A 17,924-nucleotide genomic window follows, 5' to 3' on the forward strand; every position below is an offset into this window, starting at 1 on the left:
AACAATTGGGTAACGGTTGACGCTGCGATCTGCAAGCCTCGCGCATCAAACGGGCCATCAGCGCCGGGGAAAACCCGGTGGTTTTGGCCGAACCATGACCAGCAGCCACGACAAATCGGCCTTGCAAAACACAAAGCCGCTGCTAAGGTTCTTACGTTTACGGAAACGTCAAATAACAAACCGGGAGTGAACCTTGTCCCTGCCAGCCATCCTCAACGGCACCACGCGCCTGCCCGTCGTCGCAGCACCGCTCTTCATCATCTCGCACCCCGCCCTGACGCTGGCGCAGTGCAAGGCCGGTGTCGTCGGCTCGTTTCCGGCCTTGAATGCGCGGCCGGAGGCACAGCTGGACGAATGGCTGGCCGAGATCACCGAAGACCTCGCCGCTCACAATTCCCGTAATCCCGGCAGGCCGGCAGCCCCCTTCGCGGTCAACCAGATCGTCCACAAGTCCAACAAACGGCTTGAGCACGACCTGATGCTCTGCGTCAAATACAAGGTGCCGATCGTCATTTCCTCGCTTGGCGCTGTGCCCGAGGTCAATGCGGCCATCCATTCCTATGGCGGCATCGTGCTGCACGACGTGATCAACAACCGCCACGCCAACTCGGCCATCCGCAAGGGCGCCGACGGACTGATCGCCGTTGCGGCCGGTGCTGGCGGCCATGCGGGCACGCTCTCTCCCTTCGCCCTTATCCAGGAGATCCGCACGTGGTTTGATGGACCCCTGCTGTTGTCCGGGGCAATCTCGACCGGCGGCGCGGTTCTGGCTGCACAGGCAATGGGAGCCGACATGGCCTATATCGGCTCGCCCTTCATCGCCACGACCGAGGCGCGCGCCAGCGACGCCTACAAGCAGATGATTGTCGGCAGCAGCGCCAGCGACATCGTCTACTCCAACTTCTTCACCGGCATTCACGGCAACTATCTCAAGCCCTCGATTGCCGCTGCCGGCATGGACCCCGACCATCTACCGGAAGCCGATCCTTCCAAGATGGATTTCGAGACGGCCACGACCGGCGCCAAGGCCTGGAAGGATATCTGGGGCTGCGGCCAGGGTATCGGCGCCGTCACGGAAATCGCTCCCACCGCCAATCTCGTCGACAGGCTGGCCGAGGAATATGCGGCAGCAAGGCAAAAACTGGCGCTGTAGAAGGCGCCATTCGAACTGCCGGAAGCTTTTTTCCCGTTCTCAAAACTGATGGCTTGAAATCGCATCCGTTTGCAGGTATCAGCCCCTCACACATCGTTTCGCGGCATCGCGCAACGCATGCTGGCCGCTTTAGCTCAGGTGGTAGAGCACATCATTCGTAATGATGGGGTCGCAGGTTCGAGTCCTGCAAGCGGCACCAGTTTTCTCCCAAAAAGCATGACGAGAACAGGCCTTTACGAGGCTGCGTGGATTCCCGTCACTCCAAAGTCTAGCACTCAAGGCGCAACAGGCTCGCTCCGGTCAGTTAGCCAGTTGGTAATAGGGATCTTCCCTGTAGGTCGCACCGACGTAGCAATTCGTCCCGAAGCATCGGGGGCTTCTGCGGTCTCCCGATTGAACGTAGAAAACGCGCGGACTGCGCCGATGATAATAGCTCGGCCCTTGCCTGACGTCGTAATAGCGCTGCTCTATCACCACCCGCTCGCGATAGGCGGTGGGCACAGGCGCATTGGTATAGAGATATCCGCTGTCATCGACGCAACCGGACAAGATCGCGCCGGACGCTCCGAGGGCAATGAGAATCATAACTAACTTGTGGCTCATGCTTCCTCCAGAATGGGGAGATGGCGCGACGTTGAAACAGGGCAAGTCCTTTTATCTGGGTATGTTTTCAGATTTCCGGCCGATCTGCAAATCCAATGACGGTGCGCGGACGCGGAACACGAAAATGACGCCGCAGGACTGTTCAAATCCTTAATCGAAGGTTAATGCGAAGCGTAGCACCACATCGGGATGTTCAAGCCCGGCGCAAGCGACGCAACCTATCTTGCCCTCACCTCCGGCATGATGCCGGGCAGCAGAGGACAATGACATGTCGAACATCATCGAATATTCAGGCGAGCCCAACGACGCAGCCATCGCGCTTTTTCTTCAGGACGACAACGGCGACAAGCTGACCGATATTCTGGTGGACGCACTCGACGAGGCCTTCCGGATTCTGAGCGACGACCTGGTTGGCGGATCATTGAACTAACGCAGCCCTAGCTCCAAAAAAGCTGCACGACTCCCGGATGTCTTACAACAGGTGTAGGATCGGTGCGGCACGCATGGCGTCCTCGATCGCGCTTCGCCCGAAAACATGGTTAATTTTTTAACTATTTTCCGGCTATCACCGGAACGGTTCGGCGAACTGGCCGTTGATGCGAAAAACCGGGAGGACCTGCGATGATCTTCAATCTTCTCAAGGCAAAGCGCGATGACGCTGACGATACCGGCACCTATGCCGACGGCGTTTTTGAGCTGACGGCATCTGAAATCAAGTCTGAACCGCGGCGCCTCCGTGGCCATATGGCCCATCAACGCGATTATGGCAGCGACCGGGCGATCGCGCCCATTCCCGCCGGATTTGCCTGAGGCTTTCCGGCAGGAACACGCGACACACTTGCCGCAGCTTAGGCGCGCGGCTTCAGTTTCATGTGGCGGTTGACGTCCTTGTAGAGCAGATAGCGGAACTTTCCGGGGCCGCCAGCATAGCAGGCCTGCGGGCAGAAGGCGCGCAGCCACATGTAGTCGCCGGCCTCGACTTCGACCCAATCCTGATTGAGCCGGTAGACGGCCTTGCCTTCCAGCACATAGAGCCCGTGCTCCATGACATGGGTTTCTGCAAACGGGATGACGGCGCCTGGCTCGAAGGTGACGATCGTTACGTGCATGTCGTGGCGCAGGTCGTTGGGATCGACAAAACGGGTCGTTGCCCATTTGCCTTCGGTGCCAGCCATCGGTGACGGCGCAATATCCGCTTCGTTGAGGAAAAGAGGTGTCGGGACATCGAGTCCCTCGACAAATTCATACGCCTTGCGGATCCAGTGGAACCGAACCGTCTGGCCGGAGGTATTGCGCACCGACCACTTGCTCGCGGGCGGGATGAAGGCATAGCCGCCCGGGCGCATCTGATGCGCTTCGCCATTGAGCGTCACCGTCAGTTCGCCCTCGACGATGAACAGCACACCTTCGGCGCCATCGTCGAGTTCCGGCCGGTCGCTGCCCCCCCCGGGCGCGACTTCCATGATGTACTGCGAGAAGGTCTCGGCAAAACCGGAGAGCGGACGCGACAGAACCCAGAGCCGGGTATCTTCCCAGAACGGCAGGAAGCTGGTGACGATATCCATCATCACGCCCTTGGGAATGATGGCATAGGCTTCGGTAAAGACGGCGCGGTCCGTCAACAGTTGGGTTTGCGCTGGCGCGCCACCCGTGGGGGCGTAATAGGTGCGGTTCATCTGCTTTCCTGAACTTTCGAATGGATCAGCCATGACAGCGGCGGGATGCCATCAGGCATCAAAAACCATTAGCGCAACACGGCGCGCAGATCACGCGGCAATTCCCACCAATCTCTGGATTCACTTTCGCGCAAGAGAAGGAAATCGGCTTGGCGCGGATAAGGGTTGGCGCGATCAGGACGACGCCGTCAGTCTGGCTTGATGATCGTGCCTGGTGGCGTTGGAGCCGTCACCTCGCGCAACCATTCCCGCCAGATCGATACGAGCAGCGCCATCAGCACCGGTCCGACGAACAGGCCGAGGAAGCCCATCGTCTTGACGCCGCCGACGAGCCCGAAGAATGTCGGCAGGAAGGGCAGCTTGATGGGGCCGCCGACCAGCCTTGGCCGAAGCGTCTTGTCGACAATGAACAGTTCGACCGTTCCCCAGACGAAAAGCGCCGCGCCGGCCACGGGCGACCCGCTGGCGACGAGATAGATCGACACGAGTGTGAAGCACAGCGGCGCACCGCCGGGAACGAGTGCCATCATGCCGGTGATGATGCCGAGCGTCACCGGTGACGGAACGCCCGCCATCCAATAGGCGATCCCCAGCACGATACCTTCGCCGATGGCGATGACACCCATGCCGGTCACCGTCGAGCTGATGGTCAAGGGCACGATGCGCGAAACGCGCTCCCAGCGCATCGGCAGTATCCGTTCACCCAGGTGATCAAGTTGAGAGACGAGCTTTTCTCCGTTACGATAGACGAAGAAAAGCGTGATCAACATGAACAGAAGCGTCAGCATCGACTGGAAAGCCGATGCGCCGACGACAAGCACGCCGCGATAGATATTGCCGATATTGGACCCACTGACGAGCTGCACCAGTTCGCCGAGCGCACCGGGATGGCCGACATATTTTGCCCACTGGACACTCAGCCAAACGCCGATGCCGGGGATTTGCGTCAGCCACACCGGCACCGGTGCACCGGCGGCGTTGGTCTCGATCGTCCAGACGGCCCAGTTATGGACCTCATCGACCGCATAGACGGCTGCAAGCGAGATAGGCGCGACAATGAAGGAAATCACCGCAATGATGGCAATCGTCGCCCCGATCGTCCGGTTGCCACCGATAGCGCCAAGAAGCCTGCGGTAGATCGGCCAGCTGGCGAAACCGATGACGAGGGCCGCCAGTACCGGCACGAGAAAGCCATGAAAGAAATAGACGCCTGCCAAAAGAACGAAGACCAGAAGCCAGCGCGCAGCCGCAATCGGGCCGACCAGCGCCGAACGTTCATAGGCCGTCCGCCCGAAAAGCCGCGGTTCCGACGGCAGTTCACCGCGCTCACGATTGCTCAATTGCAAAAGGCATTCCTCCAAGTGTCACTCAAGATGACAGCAAAACTCACGGCTAGCCAGCGTGTTTCCATTACCCGCGGCAACCCGTCAACATGCGGCATAAGTAAGTATGCCCGCATGGTCAACACAAGCCGATGACAAACAATAACAACCGGGAAGAACAACGGCCGGACGCAGCATCATTTTGCCGAAGGCCTCGCCTTTAAGCGGTTGCAACCTTCGAGCGGTCGAGGAAGACTGACGACAGGAAAATGCCGATGCCGGCCACCGACATCATCGCGCCCACAAGACCCGTCGAAGTCCAGCCGTAACCAGCCGCAATGGAGAGGCCGCCAAGCCAGGCCCCGAGCGCATTGGCCAGATTGAAGGCCGAATGGCTGGCGGCCGCCGCCAGGGTCTGCGCTTCGCCCGCGACATCCATCAGCCGCATCTGGATGCCCGGGACGACGGCAAAGCCACCGCCGATAAGCAGAACGTTGATCACCGCCATCCACGGCGTTGTCATGGTGAAGTAGAACAATACGTAGGCGACGAGGTTGAAGACCAATGCGATACCGATCGCCGGCATCAGCTTCCAGTCGGCCAGACGCGAACCGACGATATTGCCAAGGATCATACCCGCGCCGAACACGGACAGCATGATCGGAACAGTTCCAAGCGATATGCCGGCAACTTCGGTCAGGGCCGGAGTGATATAGCTGAAGACTGCAAACATGCCGCCGCAACCGATGGCGCAGATGCCGAGCGTCAGCCAGACCTGGCTCTTGCCGAGAGCCCCCAGCTCCTTCAGCGGCGTGGCGGCTGGATTGGCCTTGTCCTTTGGCACGAAAAGCCATGTCAGCACGACCGTCAGCACACTGATGGCGCCGACGATGGCAAAGGCGGCGCGCCAGCCGAGTGCCTGGCCGAACCAGGCAGCAAGCGGCGTGCCGAGCAGGGTCGCAACCGTCAGGCCCATCATGACGCGGCCGATGGCGCGCGCCCGCTGATGCGGAGGCGCCATGCCGGCGGCGACCAAAGCCGCCACGCCGAAAAAGGCGCCATGCGGCAGGCCAGCGAGAAAGCGGGCGGCAACCAGAAGGCCGAAACTTCCGGCGGCGGCGCTGGCAAGATTACCAAGCGCAAACAGGCTCATCAGGGCAAGCAGCACATTGTGCCTTGAAAACCGCGCGGCCAGTACGGCGATGAGCGGCGCGCCAACAACAACACCGATCGCATAGGCACTGATAACGTGGCCAGCAAAGGGTACCGAAACCGAAAGATCGCCGGCCACCTGCGGCAAAAGCCCCATGATGGCGAATTCACCGGTGCCGATGCCAAAGCCACCGACGGCAAGGGCCAATTCTGCACTGGACATGCCGCCCCAGCGAGCGGCCGGAACGGAAGAAAGAGCGTCGTCTGACATAGCAAGTCCTGCCTGGAGCCGCATCGGCCCAAAGGATTTTCGTTCTGAAATGGGAAGCCAAGGCGGAAACGGGAGGAAAGCCTGGGCGCTATTGCAATGCAATATACCCTTTTGCGCCTGCTCGCAAAGAGATTGATGCGGCGAAATACCACGAAATCTGGCCGGATGCACACCACTTATTGACGTTTACGTCAAGGTCATATAATCCGGAATGATCTTGATGGCGTGCAACAAAAGCCCCATCTTGACCGGGCGGAGAATCTGGAGGGATTTTCGCCGATGCGCAGTGCGCTTTCCGGAGACATTTTCGGACAGGGTTGCGCATGGAAAAGGGAGAGACGGTGCGCTTCTTTTTGCTGCGCGGCGACGGATCGATGAGGGAGAGAGATGATGCCTGACACATTGATGCAGACCCCAGGCCCGCAAACGGCCAAACCCTGGCTTCAATCCTACCCGCCGGGCATGCCAGCCCATATTGATCCCCTGCCCTATGCTTCGATCGGCGATCTCTTCGCGCAATCCTGCAAGAAATATGCTGATCGCGCCGCCTTCACCTGCATGGGCAAAACGCTGACATTCGGCGACCTCGATGCGCAGAGCCGCAAGATTGGCGCGTGGCTGCAATCGACCGGCCTTGCCAAGGGTGACCGCGTTGCCGTGATGATGCCGAACATCCTGCAGAATCCGGTGATTGTCTTTGGTATCCTCCGGGCCGGCTATACGGTGGTCAACGTTAACCCACTCTACACGCCTCGCGAACTGGAACACCAGTTGAAGGATTCCGGCGCCAAGGCGATCTTCGTGCTGGAAAACTTCGCCCACACCGTCGAGCAGGTGGCGGCACGCACGGATCTGAAGCATACAGTCGTTGCGACGATGGGCGATCTTCTCGGCCTCAAAGGGCTGATCGTCAATATCGTCGTGCGCAAGGTGAAGAAGCTCGTGCCTGCCTGGTCGTTGCCGGGGCATCTGTCCTTCAAGGCGGCGCTGGCAAAGGGTGCCGGTCAGACGCTCAAGGCCGTCGATGTGAAGCCCGGCGATGTCGCATTCCTGCAATATACCGGCGGCACGACAGGCGTCTCCAAGGGCGCCACGCTGACCCATTCCAACCTTTTATCAAACATGTCTCAGATGGGGCTCTGGTTGGAAACAGCCTTCCTCGACAAGAAGCGCCCTGACCGGCTGGTGTTCCTCTGCGCCCTGCCGCTCTACCATATCTTCGCCCTGACGGTGAATTCGCTGATGGGCCTGAGCACCGGCGGCGAGAACATCCTGATCCCCAACCCGCGCGACATTCCGGCTTTCGTCAAGGAAATCGCCAAGTACAGGGTCAATATCTTTCCCGGCCTCAACACGCTGTTCAACGCCTTGATGAACAATGCCGATTTTCAGAAGCTGAACTTTTCCGACCTGGCGCTGACTTTTGGCGGCGGCATGGCTGTGCAGCGCCCTGTCGCGGAACGCTGGGAAAAAATGACCGGCTCGCCGATCAAGGAAGGCTACGGCCTGTCGGAAACCTCACCAGTTGCGACCGCCAACCGGCTCGATGGCAATGCGTTTACCGGCACGATCGGCCTGCCGCTGCCGTCGACCGATGTCGAGATTCGCGACGAGGACGGCAACACCCTGCCGCTCGGCGATATCGGCGAAATTTGCATCCGCGGGCCGCAGGTCATGGCCGGCTACTGGCAGCGGCCGGATGAAACCGCCAAAGCCATCTCCGCCGACGGCTTCTTCCGTTCTGGCGATATCGGTTTCATGAACCCGGAAGGGTTGGTCAAAATTGTCGACCGCAAGAAGGACATGATCCTGGTTTCCGGCTTCAACGTCTTCCCCAACGAGATCGAGGAAGTGGCGATGACGCTTGCAGGCATTCTCGAATGCGCCGCCATCGGCGTGCCGGACGAACATTCGGGCGAGGCCGTCAAGCTGTTCGTCGTCAAGAGGGACCCGAACCTGACGGAAGCGGACGTCAAGGCGCATTGCGCGGCGAACCTCACCAACTACAAGCGGCCAAGATTTGTCGAGTTTCGCACCGAACTGCCGAAATCGAATGTTGGCAAGATTCTGCGCAAAGACCTGCGCGGGTAAAGGCTGCGTTCGCTTGTAACAGTGCCGCAAAACATCTATTTTGGCGGAGTGGTGACTGGAGCGTGAACTCCAGCCACCTTTGCTAGGCTAAGAAATTGACCCGCACGGTGATTAACCAGCTCGTGCGGATTTTTCCTATGCCAAACGTGACGCTAAATGGCCGGAACCACATAGATCACCTCCACATTCGAGGACAGGGCTGTGTCCTGCTACAGTCCGGAAAGCCCATCTGTCCGGATGCGCCAGCTGGTTTGACGTTGCTGCTTAGCCCTCTAACGCGAAGAGCATACGGCAAATACGCCCACCTGCAACCATAAGGCGATATTTGATCGTCGCCCGAAAAAGCCGCTGGGCTTTTTTAGTGTTGGCATGAGGACAGACTTGATTTGCCAAGGGCAAAGCGACTAGCTATCGCAACCCTTCCGCAACGCAAGGAACCTGCCATGAGCGCGCTTGTCGAACAGCTGAAATCCACCGTTTCCGACACCAACGCAACAGACATCCGGGCTGCTTTCGCGAGCGATCCCAAGCGTTTCGCCAAATACAGCGTCACGCTGGACGACATGCTGTTCGATTATTCGAAATGCGCCGTCAACGACAAGGTGCTGGACGGCCTGGAAGCCATCGCCAAGGCTGCGAAAGTCGCCGAGAAGCGCGACACAATGTTTGCCGGCGACATCATCAACATCACCGAAGGCCGCGCCGTACTGCACACCGCGCTGCGCAACCGTTCCAACACACCGGTCCTGGTCGATGGCAGGGATGTGATGCCGGATGTCAACGCCGTGCTTGCAGCCATGGGCGTCTTTTCCGACGGCATCCGCTCCGGCGCGCTGAAGGGAGCAACCGGCAAGAAGATCACCGATGTCATCAATATCGGTATCGGCGGCTCAGACCTCGGCCCCGTGATGGCGACGCTGGCGCTGGCACCCAATCATAATGGCCCGCGCCTGCATTTCGTCTCCAACATCGATGGCGCGCATATCGCCGACACGCTGAAGCTGCTCGACGCGGAAACGTCGCTGTTCATCGTTGCATCCAAGACCTTCACCACCATTGAGACGATGACCAATGCCGCGACCGCGCGGGCGTTCATTGCCGAAAAGCTTGGCGAAAAGGCCGTCGGCCATCATTTCTGCGCCGTCTCGACAGCGCTCGACAAGGTTGCCGCCTTCGGCATCGACGCGGACCGCATCTTCGGTTTCTGGGATTGGGTCGGCGGACGCTACTCGATCTGGTCAGCGATCGGCCTGCCGCTGATGATTGCCATTGGCAAGGAGAATTTTGGCGAGTTCCTGGCCGGTGCGCACGCGATCGACAACCATTTCCGCACGGCCCCCTTGCGCGAAAACATCCCGATGCTGCTCGGTCTTCTCGGCTTCTACCATCGCAACGTGCTCGGTTACGCCACCCGCGCCATCCTGCCCTACGATCAGCGCCTGTCGCGTTTCCCGGCCTATCTGCAGCAGCTGGACATGGAATCAAACGGCAAGGGTGTGACGCTGGACGGAACACCGGTCGAGGGCAATTCCGGCCCGGTCGTCTGGGGCGAGCCCGGCACCAACGGTCAGCACGCTTTCTATCAGCTGATCCATCAGGGCACGAGCATCATCCCGGCCGAATTCATGATCGCCGCCAACGGCCATGAGCCAAACCTGCGCCACCAGCACCAGCTGTTGATGGCCAATTGCCTTGCCCAATCGGAAGCACTGATGAAGGGCAGGACGCTCGCTGAAGCCAAGGCCCAAATGGCGTCGAAGGGCCAGGACAAGGACTTCATCGACCGGATCGCCCCGCACCGCGTCTTTACGGGCAACCGTCCATCGCTGACATTCGTCTATGACCAGATGACGCCATTCACGTTCGGCCGCCTGATTGCTCTTTATGAACACCGCGTTTTCGTCGAAGGCGCGCTGTTCAACATCAACTCCTTCGACCAGTGGGGTGTCGAACTCGGCAAGGAACTGGCAACGGGCCTGCTGCCGGTCGTTGAAGGCAAGGAAAGCGCTGCCGGTCACGACAGTTCCACGGCAGGCCTGGTTGCCGCCTTGCTGAAGGCAGCGAAATAACGCTGCTCCATGTGATCGCGATGAATACAGGCTGAACGCACAATTCAGCCTGTATTCGGACACAATGCGCTATCCCTGAAGCTGCGTCCTCAAGCCGGAGAAATCTCCAGCGGCGCATGGGTTCGGGGCATAACGTGGAACACTATTTCTTCGATCTGCATTTCGGCAATGAACAGGTTGTCGATGAGGAGGGCGTCGACCATTTCGACGTCGGATCGGCCGTCTATTATGGCCAGAGGATCGCCGACCGGATCGGCCGCGACACCGACTATCGTTCCCTTACCGTCCATGTGCGTACCTTCGAAGGTTCGCTCTTGGCCGTCGTCGCCGCCTCGGCTGGCCGCGGATACGAGCAACTGGCCTTGATGAGCAGATGACGAGCTGAGCCGCTGCCGCAGGCCGCATCATTTCCGAAACAGGTTTTCGCTCATGAACCTGACGAACGCCTGCACCTTTGGCGACAGATGCCGGCTGGACGGCCACAGAATGCTAAACTCGCCGACGTCCTCGATATAGTCGCCCAAAACCGGCACAAGCTTTCCCCCGGCGATCTGGGCGTGAACCGTGAAGAGCGGCAAACAGGCGAGGCCAAGTCCCCGCTCTGCCATGCTGACCAGCGGTTCCAGCGTACTCGCCATGGAGGACACAGGCAGCTCCAACTTCCCCTGTTTGACATCATGCCTGAGCGGCCACCGTTCGAGCTTCCCGGAAGACGGGTATTTGTGGTGAAGGCAGATATGTGCCGACAGATCCTGGGGCTTTTCGGGAATTCCGAAGCGCGCCAGGTATTCCTCCGTTCCGACGATACGATGAGAGAATTTACCGACGCTGCGCATCATCAGGCGGCTATCGCTTATGTCTCCCGTTCGGACGACAGCATCGAAACCCTCTTCGATCACATCGACCAGACGATCCGTGAAATCGAGATCGATGGAGACCTCCGGGAACAGGCGCATGAACTTGGTGATTGCCGGCATGAACAGCATGCCGGCAAGTGGCAGGCTGACGCGAAGACGGCCGCGCGGCGCGGCAAGCGTTTGCGACAGTTCCTGCTCCGCGGCTTCTATCTCGGAGAAAATCCGGCGGCAACGCTCGAGGAACATTGTGCCCTCTGCGGTGATCGCGATGCTGCGGGTACTGCGGTGAAACAGCCGGACACCAAGCCTCTTCTCCAGACGGGCCATTGCCTTGCCAACAGCCGACGAGGAGATACCGAGAACCTCCCCTGCTCCGACAAAGCTGCGGGTTTCCGCCACGATCACGAACACATTCAAGGAACCAATGGTTTCCACGACGACGCTCCATTACGGACATCCACGTCCGTTATCAACGGAGCCATAACCCGTTTTTCCAAGCGTCGCCACGCACTAAGTCTCGACCCGACGGCATTTTCCGTCGATCGTTTTGCGAATGGAGACAACGTGACTCACTCCCCAAAAGCCGAATTTCAAATCACTCCCCAGCCAACCGTATTTGTCGTGAACGTCATCCACGCCCACCCAGGCAAACAGGATGAGGCGTTCCAGATCATCCAGGACGTCGTGCACTATGTTGCCGAACGCAAGGCAGGCTTTCTCTGGAGCAACCTGTCGAAAAGCACCGACGGCAAAACCGTCGTCAACATCGAGGCAATCCACAGTGCTGACAATGTCGACGAATTTTTCTCCGATCCCGTCTTCGTGGAAAAATTCAAATCCCTCGACACCGTGTCCACAAGCGAATTTCATATCTACAAGGTCGGAGATCTCGTCCTTCCCGCCTTGAGCGCACAATAGGATCAGCAGAACCGGGTGCAGCTGCGCCCGGTTCTGCTGCCTCCCCCTGAGGCCGCTCGCCGATATGGCAATCATCTGCCTGTCATCAGAGCATGATCAAACGGGCCAAATGCAGCAGCCACCTGATTCGAGGTCAGCCGGTGCTCCCGCAGGTGCCAAAGCCGCATCGAGGCGACTTATGGAAAAAACCGTTCTCGTTGTTACCGACGCCTGGCATCCGCAGGTCAATGGCGTTGTGCGCACGCTCGATGAACTCGCCCGCTCGTTGAAAGAACAGGGCATCGCCATTCACTTTCTGACACCGGAACGCTTTACCACTTTTCCGTTGCCCTTCTATCCCGACATCCGGCTGGCGCTGCCGACGCGTAAGCAGGTGGCGGGCGAAATCGACGCGGTGGCGCCCGACTACATCCATATCGCCACGGAAGGGCCACTTGGTCTCGTGGCACGCGGTATCTGCCTGCGCCGGGGCCTGCCGTTCACCACGAGCTATCACACGCGCTTTCCAGAGTTCGTCAGCGCCCGCCTGCCTATCCCCGAAAGTTGGAGCTATTGGTGGCTGCGCCAGTTTCACAATTCCGGTAATGGCATGATGGTGGCGACCGCGTCGCTCGGCACCGAAATGGCCGCGCACGGCTTTCACAATATCAAGCGCTGGACGCGGGGTATTGATACGGCTTTGTTCGATCCGGCACGCCGTCAGGACCTGCCGTTTCCCCGCCCGATTTTCCTCAATGTCGGGCGGGTTGCCGTGGAGAAGAACCTGCCGGCCTTTCTCGATCTCGACCTGCCCGGGAGCAAGATCGTCGTTGGCGACGGCCCGGATCTGGCCGCTTTGCGGCAGCGCTATCCGGATGTGTATTTCCTCGGAAAACGCCTGGGAACGGACTTGGCGACGCTCTACGCATCGGCTGACGTCTTCGTCTTTCCAAGCCGGGTCGACACGTTCGGTAATGTCATCCTCGAGGCACTCGCCAGCGGCTGCCCTGTTGCCGCTTTCCCAGTGACGGCGCCGAAGGATATTCTGGGAGACGGCAGCGGCGCACTGTCGAGCAACCTGCAGCAGGCGGCGCTTGCCGCCCTGGCATTGTCCCGGGAGGACGCACGGCAGAAAGCGCTGACGTTCAGCTGGAGTGAATGCGCCCGCCAGTTTCTGTCAAATCTCGCAGGCGTGCCCCAAAATGCCTTTGCAGGACGAGGCCGCCGCTTACGGCTGATGTAGATTGCCGAGGCAGCAATACCTCACCCTCCCCTTGAGGGGGAGGGTCGGCACGCAGTGCCGGGGTGGGGTGAGTTGCGGGGCATATGCAATTGATTGTGGCGTTCGTGGTGGTCACCCCCACCCGCCGCTTCGCGGCGACCTCCCCCCTCAAGGGGGAGGTGGATTACAGCCCGATCTCGTAGCTCCACGGCGGGTTTGCCCCCGCCCGCGAAACGGTAACGGCGGCCGCCTTCGCACCCAGTGCCAAAGCGTCGCGGACGGCGCTCTCGCTGAGGTTTGCAACCTGTTCCTTGGTGAGCAGATTGTTCATCTTCAGCGACGCCAAGATACCCGCATCGAACGTGTCACCAGCACCGACCGTATCGACCACCTCGACCTTTTCGCCTGGTACCGACACCTTGCCGCGCGTCGTGTAGCCGTCGGCCCCATCGGCGCCCTTGGTGATGACCACGAGTTTCGGGCCGCGCTGCAGCCACTTGGCCACCAGCTCGTCATGCGTGCCCTCTTCGCCAAACCAGTCGAGATCCTCGTCCGAGAACTTGACGATGTCGGACATTGCCGCCATCCGCAGCATGCGGGCCTTGTGGGCTTCGGCATCCTTGATGAAACCGGGGCGGATGTTGGGATCGAAGGAGATCACCCGCTTCTGATGCTCGCGGGTCATCAACGCTTCGTAAGTCGATCCGCACGGTTCAGGGATCAGGCTGATGGCGCCGAAATGCAGCGCCTCACAGAAATCGCCGAGCGCCGGAAGGTGATCCTTGGTGATCATCCGGCCGGCCGTGTTTTCGTCGAAGAAGGCATAGGTCGCCGAACCGTTGACCAGCTTAACAAAGGCAACGGTGGTGTGCAGCGACAGGGTTGCGCAGGGACCGAAATCGACATTGCTGGATTTCAACGTGTCGCGCAGCATGTCGCCGAACATGTCGTCGGAGAGACCGGTGAAGAAGCCGGTGGGGATGCCGAGACGCCCAAGAGCGATGGCCGTGTTGAAGATCGCACCGCCGGAATAGGGAGCAAACGCTGTTTCGCCCGCCGTCGTCTGGCGTGGCAGCATGTCGATCAAGGCTTCCCCACAGCAAACGATCACGGCAACGTCCTCCCTATCCTGGATGTCATTTCAATCGATTTAAACCAAACTCCGCCGGATTTCCAGCGCCGTTTTCAAGCTGTCGCGAGTTCGCTGACACCCCCGTTGCGACCGGACCATTCGAGCGGCGCATTGAGGAAGGCCTCGACCTCCGACAACGTCTTTTCGTCGAACAATTTCTGCAGCTTGGCAACAGCCAGTACATCGCGCCAGGTGGCGATATTGTGCAGCGTCACGCCCTTGTCCAACATCTCGCCCCGCGCCTTCGGGAAGATATCGTAGTAGAACAGAGCCATGCCGTGATCGACGACGCCGCCAGCGGCGCGGATGGCATCGATGAACTTGAACATCGAGCCGCCCGCTGTCGTCAGGTCCTCGATGACGAGAACGCGGGCGCCTTCCGGCATATGACCTTCGATCTGGGCATTGCGGCCATGGCCCTTGGGTGCCTTGCGGACATAGATCATCGGCAGCGCCAGGCGCTCGGCCAGCATCGCAGCGAAAGGGATACCCGCCGTCTCGCCACCGGCAATGATATCGAATTTTTCGAAACCGGCTTCGCGCAGCACTGTGGCCGCGGCAAAATCCATCACCGCCGAGCGGATGCGCGGATAGGAAATCAGCTTGCGGCAATCGATATAGACAGGGCTCGCCATGCCGGATGCCAGCTTGTAGGGCTTGTCGGCACTGAAATGCACCGCCTTGATTTCCCAGAGCATCTTGGCAACGAGTTCGGCCATCACGGCCTTGTCGGGAAAGGATGTCTGGATCATCGGCGGGGCTCCTGCAGCTTCGGATTTTTATCACCCGCCGCATAGCAGGTCGGGCCGCGCAATGCCAGAGGTGGAGGGCGCGGCAGAGCCGCCGCGCCGCCAAAATCAGCCGTTCTGGCTCTCGCCCTGCTGCTGGCAGAAGGTGATGCGGTTGTTGAAGGGATCGATCACCTCGACCTCCAGCCCCCACGGTGCCTTTGTCACGCCGGGCTTCATGTAGCGGTAGTTTTTGGCCGCCAGTTCCGCCTGCAGCGCCACGGCATCGCCGACGCGGACGAAGGCACGGGCGCCGGGGCTCGCGTCACCGGCGTGCTCGCTCAGATGCAGGATCATGTCTTCCCGGGTGACCTGGCAATAGAGCGGAAAATTGTCGCCGAAGCGGTGTTCCCAATCGAGCGTGAAGCCGAGAAAACCGCAATAGAACTCCATCGCCTTGGCGACATCGAAGATGCGGAAGATCGGGATCGGCGGCTGAATGCCGACGTGGCCGTCCTGCCTTTGCGGCTTGTCTGCCGCGTCGATCTTTGCCGACAGGATATTCCATTGATCGTAGCCAAACTGACCGGCGACGATCTCAAGGGCTTCGCTGTGGGAAAGGTTTGTGTTGCGATCGGCAAAGGCTTGTTTCAGCACCTTTGCCATCAGTTTTGCATCGCGAAAATCGCGCATGGTTCATCCTCCGTCTGGCGGCAAACAGGACGATCAGTGCCCGCTCTGCTGACCCGTTCGCCATCAACGCCAAAAGGCAAGGATGAGAAGGTTTGGATGGATGCATTCACCATTCGTGCCAAGGCACTGCGGGGCGGCTGGCCGCATCCGGCCTGCCCCATTGTTAGGCGAAGTTTTTTCCCCGATCAAGTCCGCCGCTCGCCGATTTCAAACAGCACTCTGTCACCGGGTCAGCGTAGCGCGCCACCGGCAAGATCCGCCAGATTAATTCTTGGTAAGCTTCAGCTATATTAGAGAAAAAACCACGATCCGGACACAAACCGGGAGACATATCTGTAGTTGAGGCGGACGTTCAACGCGTCGCTGAACGCCTGATGCCCTCGTATCATGAGGTTATCCAATGAAGATGATCAGCCTTGCCACCCTCGCCGCTCTTTCTCTTGCTCCCTTCGTCCTGTCCTCCGCCGCAAATGCCATGAGCATGACGGATTGCAGCGCCAAGTATAAAACGGCCCAGGCGGCCGGAACGCTGAACGGAATGAAGTGGAACGATTTCCGCAAAGCGCAATGCGGAACCGATGCCGCCGCGACATCCATGACACCGGCTTCCACGAAAACGGCCGCGAAAAAACCGGCTGCGATGAGTACCGACCAGGAACCAACGATGGCCAATACGGAGAATATGCCGGAACCGGCCAAGACCACGGCAAAGGCACCGAAAGGCGTCGTCTTCCCGACCAAGGTCGATTCCAAATATTCGACCGAGACTGCGGGCAAGGCCCGGATGCATACCTGCCTCGATCAATACAAGGCCGACAAGGCCGACAATTCACTCAACGGCCTTGCCTGGATCCAAAAGGGCGGCGGCTTCTACAGCATCTGCAATTCGAAGCTCAAATCCTGACAGCACAACGCCTGTTTCCCGGAGGCGGGCTTTGGCTCACCTTCAGGAAACGGCCCAATGCAGCGGAAACATCGGATCGAACACCGTCACCGTACCTGCTTCCGTCTCGATCTTTTCCGGGAATGTCAGAGCGTCTGCCTGCTTGCGCAATGTGATCGTCTCCTCGTTGACCGGCAGGCCGTACCAGGCCGGACCATTCAGCGATGTGAAGGCCTCCAGCTTGTCCAGGGCATTTTCCTGTTCGAACACATGCGCAAGGCAGCTCATCGTGTTGATCGAGGTATAGATACCGGCACAGCCGCAGGCGCACTCCTTCAGCGGATCGACATGCGGCGCAGAATCCGTGCCGAGGAAGAAACGGCCATCGCCGGAGGTTGCCGCAGCCCGCAGCGCCAGACGATGCAGTTCGCGCTTGGCGACCGGCAGGCAATAGTAATGCGGGCGGATACCGCCGACCAGGATGGCGTTGCGGTTGATAATCAGATGATGGGTGGTGATCGAACCGGCGAGATTGCTCTTTGCCGACTTGATGTAGTCGATACCGTCCTTGGTGGTGACATGCTCCATCGTCACCTTCAGTTCCGGCAGGCGGGCACGAAGCGGCTCGAGCACGGTTTCGATGAAGACGGCTTCGCGGTCGAAAATATCGATTTCCGGCGTCGTCACCTCACCGTGGACACAAAGCGGCAGGCCGATCTTGGCCATCCGCTCCAGAACCGGCATGGCATTTTCAAAGTTGCGCACGCCGCCATGCGAATTGGTGGTCGCGCCGGCCGGATAGAGCTTGACGGCCTTGATCAGGCCGCTGGCATGACCAGCCTCGACGTCATCCGGGTTGGTTCCCTCGGTGAGATAGAGCGTCATCAGCGGCTCGAAACGGTCGCCCTTCGGCAAGGCGGCCATGATGCGTTCGCGATAGGCCGTCGCATCGGCGGTGGTCACCACCGGCGGCACAAGATTGGGCATGATGATGGCGCGGGCGAAGTGGCGGCTGGTGTCACCGATGACGCCCTTGAGCATGCCGCCATCGCGCAGATGCAGATGCCAGTCGTCGGGACGGCGGATCGTCAGTTCGGTGACGGACTGTGGGCTCATGGCGGTATCTCCAGACGCAATCTTTTGCGCATGGGTTCGGGCATGCGCTGACCGAAGGC

18 protein-coding genes and 1 tRNA gene are annotated in these 17,924 nt (G+C 59.7%); 10 read left to right on the plus strand and 9 right to left on the minus strand.

Going from position 1 to position 17,924, the window contains the following annotated elements:
- The first annotated feature begins 193 nt into the window (after positions 1 to 193).
- Together ACSQ3J_RS06180 and ACSQ3J_RS06185 are read left to right on the plus strand one after the other, a co-directional pair.
- The gene (locus tag ACSQ3J_RS06180) at positions 194 to 1,153 is read left to right on the plus strand and encodes an NAD(P)H-dependent flavin oxidoreductase (protein WP_060500650.1); all 960 of its coding nucleotides are present in this window, start codon (positions 194 to 196) and stop codon (positions 1,151 to 1,153) included.
- Positions 1,154 to 1,276: 123 nt separating this feature from the next.
- A tRNA-Thr gene (locus ACSQ3J_RS06185) sits at positions 1,277 to 1,352 on the plus strand.
- Positions 1,353 to 1,453: 101 nt separating this feature from the next.
- Here ACSQ3J_RS06185 and ACSQ3J_RS06190 read toward each other — a convergent pair.
- Positions 1,454 to 1,756: a hypothetical protein gene (locus tag ACSQ3J_RS06190; RefSeq protein ID WP_060500652.1), complete on the minus strand. Its 303-nt coding sequence runs from the start codon at positions 1,754 to 1,756 to the stop codon at positions 1,454 to 1,456.
- Positions 1,757 to 2,024: 268 nt separating this feature from the next.
- Between ACSQ3J_RS06190 and ACSQ3J_RS06195 the strand changes: the two genes are divergently transcribed.
- Positions 2,025 to 2,186 (plus strand): hypothetical protein, encoded by a 162-nt coding sequence (locus ACSQ3J_RS06195; RefSeq protein WP_164491957.1) that lies wholly within the window; start codon positions 2,025 to 2,027, stop codon positions 2,184 to 2,186.
- A 191-nt stretch (positions 2,187 to 2,377) separates the two neighbouring features.
- Positions 2,378 to 2,566 carry a hypothetical protein gene (locus ACSQ3J_RS06200; RefSeq protein ID WP_060500654.1) on the plus strand — a complete coding sequence of 63 codons (189 nt, stop codon included), beginning with the start codon at positions 2,378 to 2,380 and terminating at the stop codon, positions 2,564 to 2,566.
- A gap of 38 nt (positions 2,567 to 2,604) precedes the next feature.
- Here ACSQ3J_RS06200 and ACSQ3J_RS06205 read toward each other — a convergent pair whose 3' ends face one another.
- The 3 genes from ACSQ3J_RS06205 to ACSQ3J_RS06215 form a co-directional block, all read right to left on the minus strand.
- Positions 2,605 to 3,432, minus strand: a complete 828-nt coding sequence (locus ACSQ3J_RS06205; protein ID WP_060500657.1) for a bifunctional allantoicase/(S)-ureidoglycine aminohydrolase — start codon at positions 3,430 to 3,432, stop codon at positions 2,605 to 2,607.
- A gap of 188 nt (positions 3,433 to 3,620) precedes the next feature.
- The gene (locus tag ACSQ3J_RS06210; RefSeq protein ID WP_060500659.1) at positions 3,621 to 4,778 is read right to left on the minus strand and encodes an AI-2E family transporter; all 1,158 of its coding nucleotides are present in this window, start codon (positions 4,776 to 4,778) and stop codon (positions 3,621 to 3,623) included.
- A 196-nt stretch (positions 4,779 to 4,974) separates the two neighbouring features.
- Positions 4,975 to 6,177: an MFS transporter gene (locus tag ACSQ3J_RS06215; protein WP_436038892.1), complete on the minus strand. Its 1,203-nt coding sequence runs from the start codon at positions 6,175 to 6,177 to the stop codon at positions 4,975 to 4,977.
- Between the two features lie 390 nt (positions 6,178 to 6,567).
- On the opposite strand from ACSQ3J_RS06215, the gene ACSQ3J_RS06220 reads away from it, so the two are divergent.
- The 3 genes from ACSQ3J_RS06220 (at position 6,568) to ACSQ3J_RS06230 (ending at position 10,714) form a co-directional block, all read left to right on the plus strand.
- Positions 6,568 to 8,268 carry a long-chain fatty acid--CoA ligase gene (locus ACSQ3J_RS06220; RefSeq protein ID WP_060501375.1) on the plus strand — a complete coding sequence of 567 codons (1,701 nt, stop codon included), beginning with the start codon at positions 6,568 to 6,570 and terminating at the stop codon, positions 8,266 to 8,268.
- A 443-nt stretch (positions 8,269 to 8,711) separates the two neighbouring features.
- On the plus strand, positions 8,712 to 10,337 hold the full coding sequence (gene pgi, locus ACSQ3J_RS06225; protein WP_436038893.1) for a glucose-6-phosphate isomerase: 1,626 nt from the start codon (positions 8,712 to 8,714) through the stop codon (positions 10,335 to 10,337).
- Positions 10,338 to 10,471: 134 nt separating this feature from the next.
- Positions 10,472 to 10,714 (plus strand): DUF6894 family protein, encoded by a 243-nt coding sequence (locus ACSQ3J_RS06230; RefSeq protein WP_436038894.1) that lies wholly within the window; start codon positions 10,472 to 10,474, stop codon positions 10,712 to 10,714.
- Between the two features lie 27 nt (positions 10,715 to 10,741).
- Here the strand turns inward: ACSQ3J_RS06230 and ACSQ3J_RS06235 are convergent, their stop codons facing one another.
- Entirely contained in the window at positions 10,742 to 11,629 is an 888-nt protein-coding gene (locus ACSQ3J_RS06235; protein WP_436038895.1) for a LysR family transcriptional regulator, read from the minus strand.
- A 129-nt stretch (positions 11,630 to 11,758) separates the two neighbouring features.
- Here ACSQ3J_RS06235 and ACSQ3J_RS06240 point away from each other — a divergent pair, with 129 nt between their 5' ends.
- Positions 11,759 to 12,112 carry an antibiotic biosynthesis monooxygenase gene (locus ACSQ3J_RS06240; protein WP_060500672.1) on the plus strand — a complete coding sequence of 118 codons (354 nt, stop codon included), beginning with the start codon at positions 11,759 to 11,761 and terminating at the stop codon, positions 12,110 to 12,112.
- A 178-nt stretch (positions 12,113 to 12,290) separates the two neighbouring features.
- The gene (locus tag ACSQ3J_RS06245) at positions 12,291 to 13,334 is read left to right on the plus strand and encodes a glycosyltransferase family 4 protein (RefSeq protein ID WP_060500674.1); all 1,044 of its coding nucleotides are present in this window, start codon (positions 12,291 to 12,293) and stop codon (positions 13,332 to 13,334) included.
- A 163-nt stretch (positions 13,335 to 13,497) separates the two neighbouring features.
- On the opposite strand, the gene ACSQ3J_RS06250 is transcribed toward ACSQ3J_RS06245, so the two are convergent.
- The 3 genes from ACSQ3J_RS06250 to ACSQ3J_RS06260 all read right to left on the minus strand — a co-directional run bounded on the left by ACSQ3J_RS06250 (position 13,498) and on the right by ACSQ3J_RS06260 (position 15,866).
- The gene (locus ACSQ3J_RS06250) at positions 13,498 to 14,424 is read right to left on the minus strand and encodes a carbohydrate kinase family protein (RefSeq protein ID WP_060500676.1); all 927 of its coding nucleotides are present in this window, start codon (positions 14,422 to 14,424) and stop codon (positions 13,498 to 13,500) included.
- A 74-nt stretch (positions 14,425 to 14,498) separates the two neighbouring features.
- Positions 14,499 to 15,197, minus strand: coding sequence for an orotate phosphoribosyltransferase (locus ACSQ3J_RS06255; protein ID WP_060500678.1), 699 nt, complete (start codon positions 15,195 to 15,197; stop codon positions 14,499 to 14,501).
- Positions 15,198 to 15,302: 105 nt separating this feature from the next.
- The gene (locus tag ACSQ3J_RS06260; protein WP_060500680.1) at positions 15,303 to 15,866 is read right to left on the minus strand and encodes a glyoxalase superfamily protein; all 564 of its coding nucleotides are present in this window, start codon (positions 15,864 to 15,866) and stop codon (positions 15,303 to 15,305) included.
- A 400-nt stretch (positions 15,867 to 16,266) separates the two neighbouring features.
- Between ACSQ3J_RS06260 and ACSQ3J_RS06265 the strand changes: the two genes are divergently transcribed.
- Entirely contained in the window at positions 16,267 to 16,770 is a 504-nt protein-coding gene (locus ACSQ3J_RS06265) for a hypothetical protein (protein WP_436038896.1), read from the plus strand.
- Between the two features lie 42 nt (positions 16,771 to 16,812).
- Here ACSQ3J_RS06265 and pyrC read toward each other — a convergent pair whose 3' ends face one another.
- Complete coding sequence (gene pyrC, locus ACSQ3J_RS06270) at positions 16,813 to 17,865, minus strand: dihydroorotase (protein WP_060500684.1); 1,053 nt, start codon at positions 17,863 to 17,865, stop codon at positions 16,813 to 16,815.
- Between the last annotated feature and the right edge of the window lie 59 nt (positions 17,866 to 17,924).

Origin of the sequence: Rhizobium sp. LjRoot98, from assembly GCF_964252935.1 — a bacterium.
Taxonomy (GTDB): Bacteria; Pseudomonadota; Alphaproteobacteria; order Rhizobiales; family Rhizobiaceae; genus Pararhizobium.

What these genes read in the sequence shown, in the direction of transcription:
- pyrC (WP_060500684.1), bottom strand. Translation starts at nt 17,865, where the DNA reads ATGAGCCCACAGTCCGTCACCGAACTGACGATCCGCCGTCCCGACGAC.
- ACSQ3J_RS06200 (WP_060500654.1), top strand. Translation starts at nt 2,378, where the DNA reads ATGATCTTCAATCTTCTCAAGGCAAAGCGCGATGACGCTGACGATACC.
- ACSQ3J_RS06215 (WP_436038892.1), bottom strand. Translation starts at nt 6,177, where the DNA reads ATGTCAGACGACGCTCTTTCTTCCGTTCCGGCCGCTCGCTGGGGCGGC.
- ACSQ3J_RS06195 (WP_164491957.1), top strand. Translation starts at nt 2,025, where the DNA reads ATGTCGAACATCATCGAATATTCAGGCGAGCCCAACGACGCAGCCATC.
- ACSQ3J_RS06190 (WP_060500652.1), bottom strand. Translation starts at nt 1,756, where the DNA reads ATGAGCCACAAGTTAGTTATGATTCTCATTGCCCTCGGAGCGTCCGGC.
- ACSQ3J_RS06265 (WP_436038896.1), top strand. Translation starts at nt 16,267, where the DNA reads ATGAAGATGATCAGCCTTGCCACCCTCGCCGCTCTTTCTCTTGCTCCC.
- ACSQ3J_RS06245 (WP_060500674.1), top strand. Translation starts at nt 12,291, where the DNA reads ATGGAAAAAACCGTTCTCGTTGTTACCGACGCCTGGCATCCGCAGGTC.
- ACSQ3J_RS06260 (WP_060500680.1), bottom strand. Translation starts at nt 15,866, where the DNA reads ATGCGCGATTTTCGCGATGCAAAACTGATGGCAAAGGTGCTGAAACAA.
- ACSQ3J_RS06255 (WP_060500678.1), bottom strand. Translation starts at nt 15,197, where the DNA reads ATGATCCAGACATCCTTTCCCGACAAGGCCGTGATGGCCGAACTCGTT.
- pgi (WP_436038893.1), top strand. Translation starts at nt 8,712, where the DNA reads ATGAGCGCGCTTGTCGAACAGCTGAAATCCACCGTTTCCGACACCAAC.
- ACSQ3J_RS06205 (WP_060500657.1), bottom strand. Translation starts at nt 3,432, where the DNA reads ATGAACCGCACCTATTACGCCCCCACGGGTGGCGCGCCAGCGCAAACC.
- ACSQ3J_RS06220 (WP_060501375.1), top strand. Translation starts at nt 6,568, where the DNA reads ATGCCTGACACATTGATGCAGACCCCAGGCCCGCAAACGGCCAAACCC.